This is a genomic window from Sphingomonas sp. (assembly GCF_035910975.1).
In the GTDB taxonomy this organism is placed as follows: domain Bacteria; phylum Pseudomonadota; class Alphaproteobacteria; order Sphingomonadales; family Sphingomonadaceae; genus Sphingomonas.
Map to the genome: position 1 here is coordinate 1 of NZ_JAMHWM010000045.1, position 1,906 is coordinate 1,906.

The window sequence follows — 1,906 nt, forward strand, 5'->3', positions numbered from 1 at the left end:
GGCACGGTGATCGGGATCACCCACCAGCCGTCCAGAGACAGGCCGGAGGCGATGTGCGCGGTGCGCAGGATCTCGACGTTGGTGCCGCCAGAGGTCAGCGTCTGCGGGGGCGCAAAGCGGGCGGCGACGGCATTGGCTCGCGCCAGCGCGGTCGCTGTGCCGACGCCGCCGGGGTAGTGAAGGGTGATCTGCAACAGGCCGCGCTGCTCGGTCACGTCGGAGGTAACTGCGTGATCGATCGGGTCATTGATCAGCAGGGTGATGCGCTGCCATGGCGTGCCCTCGACGGGCGTGAACGCGACGTTCTGCCAGGCCGTGCTGATGGTTGGCGAGATGCCGTAGAGCCGCGACTCAAGCGCGGCCTGAATGGCGGCGATGGTCATTTCAGCGACCTGGCGGCTTTGCGGAAGACTTGCTCGAAGTCCTGCACCGTGAGGCGTACGAAGCCGCCGACAGCCTGCGATGAATAGCCGCCGCTGGTCTTCGGGCCGTTGGCCGAGCCGGGGGGATTGCCGTACAGGCCGAACTCGGCCACGCGGGCGTAGGGCATGGAATTGGTCAGCCAGATGGTCTGACCGGGCTTCCACGTCGCCAGCGCAGCGGCCGCGGCCGGCAGTGGGTCCGAGCCCGGTGCCGCGTCGGTGGCCTTGTTGATGGTGCCGATGCCGATTTGGAAATTGGACTTCAGCCGGCCAGTGTCGACCGGCGCGCGATCCACCATGCCCTTGTCCAGATCGTAGGCGGTCTTGCGCACCACATCGACGGCCTTGTCCTTGGCGCGATCGAGAACCGCCTGCAGGTCTGCGGCGAAGCTCACTTGCGCACCTGCACGTCGTAAAGCAGATCGGTGCCGGCCGGCGAGACGGCGCCCGCGCGCATCACACGAAACACGGTCGAGCCGATGGTGAGCGTGTCGCCCGGCAGCGGCAGGACGGCGCCGGTCGTGCTCAGGTACACCCGCTGGTCGCCCGCCTGGATCAGCGTGCCGTCGATCTCGCGGGCCGCATAGTCGAACTTGGCGCCTGTGACCGTGTAGGACGCGGGTGACACGGGCGTCGCCACACCGGTCGCGGTGTCGTAGGTCGGCGCGCTGCCGGACGCACGGGCCAGCGTCATCGACATGCCGAACTCGGCCAGCAGTTCGGCCGCGGTGTCGGCGAGGCCGGAATAGTCGAAGGCGGTCACGCCCGCACCAGCCTGATCGCATTGCCCACGCCGCCCACCACCAGGCCATCGAGCAGCCGCAGCGCGTACTTGTGTTTCGCCATGCCCTGCGCCGGATCGCCGCCGCCCGCGTAGGTGGTCGAGATCGGGCCGACGGTGACCGATTCCTTGAGCCGCGCGGCCACGACAGCCGGCGCACCCTGCGCGGCGATCTCGATCACCGCGGCTTTCACAGCGTCAGGCACTGCCGTCGAACTGACCGCGATTCCGTACCGGTTCACGACGCCGCCACGCGGCCAGCCGAGCGCCTGGGCGGTCGAGATCTGCACGCCGCGCCACTGCACATGCGCGTCCAGGTAGGCGGTTGCCTCGATCAGGTAGCCCTCTTTCTGCGCGGTCGTGTACGCGGTCCATGCGGCCTCGCGCGCCCGGGCGGTCAGATAGGTGGTGGCCTCGGCGACCGACGCGTAGGAGTTGGCGCCAGCCGTCACCGACCCTGTTTCAACGACGACGGTCATTCGATGGGCTCCAGTGGCTCAGAAATGCAAAAAGCCCGCCGAAGCGGGCCGTTGTTGAGCGTATTCGCTCAGGGCTTGACTTTGACCGGCTCGGCAGCCACTTCGGCCGCCTTCTCGCTCACGTCGATGGCCGCCTGGGCTTCGATGGCTGCTTTCACAGCGGCAGCATTCTTCGGGCTCATGGCGCGCACCTTCTCGGCCAGCTTCACTGACGTGAGCGAACC

Annotated in this window: 4 protein-coding genes; all 4 read right to left on the bottom strand. The window is 67.9% G+C overall.

What is annotated here, in order from left to right:
- Positions 1-383, bottom strand: a 383-nt coding sequence (locus VYI76_RS16585) for a phage tail terminator-like protein (protein ID WP_326525923.1), incomplete at its 3' end; no start/stop codon positions are given.
- Positions 380-817, bottom strand: a complete 438-nt coding sequence (locus VYI76_RS16590; RefSeq protein ID WP_326525924.1) for an HK97 gp10 family phage protein — start codon at positions 815-817, stop codon at positions 380-382. The genes VYI76_RS16585 and VYI76_RS16590, both read right to left, overlap by 4 nt.
- Positions 814-1,185 carry a hypothetical protein gene (locus VYI76_RS16595; protein ID WP_326525925.1) on the bottom strand — a complete coding sequence of 124 codons (372 nt, stop codon included), beginning with the start codon at positions 1,183-1,185 and terminating at the stop codon, positions 814-816. The genes VYI76_RS16590 and VYI76_RS16595 overlap by 4 nt, the downstream gene beginning before the upstream one ends.
- On the bottom strand, positions 1,182-1,682 hold the full coding sequence (locus tag VYI76_RS16600; RefSeq protein ID WP_326525926.1) for a DnaT-like ssDNA-binding protein: 501 nt from the start codon (positions 1,680-1,682) through the stop codon (positions 1,182-1,184). Before VYI76_RS16600 ends, VYI76_RS16595 begins: the two co-directional genes overlap by 4 nt.
- Positions 1,683-1,906: the final 224 nt, after the last annotated feature.

Bases quoted from the DNA above. Each gene is read 5' to 3' on its own strand.
- VYI76_RS16600 (WP_326525926.1), bottom strand. From the start codon at position 1,682: ATGACCGTCGTCGTTGAAACAGGGTCGGTGACGGCTGGCGCCAACTCC.